1 protein-coding gene is annotated in these 1,272 nt (G+C 28.5%); it reads right to left on the reverse strand.

Annotated elements, in window-relative coordinates; genetic code table 11:
* Positions 1-192: 192 nt before the first annotated feature.
* On the reverse strand, positions 193-1,032 hold the full coding sequence (locus GOQ24_RS12930; RefSeq protein WP_258204681.1) for a class I SAM-dependent methyltransferase: 840 nt from the start codon (positions 1,030-1,032) through the stop codon (positions 193-195).
* Between the last annotated feature and the right edge of the window lie 240 nt (positions 1,033-1,272).

Here is a 1,272-nt window from a genome sequence, read left to right on the forward strand (position 1 = left end):
CATAAATACTATCTATAAAAACAAGCTTTAATAAAGCTGTTTTAAGACATTATTACAAATAAACCATACATGTATATACATAACTGTAATTAATCGCTTTAAAAAGCTTTAAAACAAGAATCACACTCTAAAAATGTTAGAAATCTAATAAAAGATGACAAAATAGCAATGGAGCACACAAAATCAAAAGAACTACTCCTTCAATTTGAATACATAAATAAGAGATGAAAAATTCATTGTTTTTCTGGCTTTAAAATTAGACAGACAACCAATGCGAAAAGCTTTCAACCAATTCAATCTTCCACTCTTATACTTTTCTGATAACAATGAAACATAAAAACTATCGAAGTACATAGGTTTGATAGATTCTAACTGAAAACCATAATTCTCTAAAAGCTTAGTTAATGACTCTTTGGAAAAATGCCATAAATGTCGTGGAACATCATAAGCAGCCCAATACTCTTTATAATATGTAGCATCATAAGATTCATAATTAGGAACAGCAATAACTAAAACGCCTTGTTTATTCAATAAACGAACAAACTCTTGTACCTGGGCATCCAAATCTGGTATATGCTCTAATACATGCCATAGAGTTAATACATCAACACTTCCATTTTCTATAGTATCCAGATCATCACAGATTTCAACTCCTTTACTAACAGCTAAAGTCTTCGCTTTAGAATTAGGTTCAAATCCTAATACATTCCAATCTAACTTTGCTGCACAAGTTAAAAAATCACCAGTACCACATCCTATATCTAAAAGTACCCCCTTCTTATGATGATAAGAATTGATAAGACTAACTTTTTTATTTAAACTATACAGTTTAATTAGATGATATACTTTCTCAAAAAAAGTTTGCTTTCTATCCGTATGAGAAATATAATCATTACTCAAATAATAATCACCAATAACTTCATTAGAAGGAACAGGGGTAGTACGCAAAATATTTAAACGTTCATCCACAATTAAATCAAACTCCTCTCCTGATACAGTAAAATCTTTTACTGATAGAAAAACATTCTTCACTACTATCAACTATTTAAAAGTTATTAAAACAAAGATATAAAACAACTGAAATCTCCTATCCAATTTCTGAAAGAAAAACAGATTTAAATTGAAAAGAAAGTCAATTACAAAGTGAATACACCAGCAGGAAAAAACGTAAAGAAAAAACATGAAGAAAAAACATGAAGAAAAAACATGAAGAAAAAACATGAAGAAAAAACATGAAGAAAAAACATGAAGAAAAAACATGAAGAAAAAACA

It is taken from the genome of Myroides sp. LoEW2-1, from assembly GCF_009767705.1.
In the GTDB taxonomy this organism is placed as follows: Bacteria; Bacteroidota; Bacteroidia; order Flavobacteriales; family Flavobacteriaceae; genus Flavobacterium; species Flavobacterium album_A.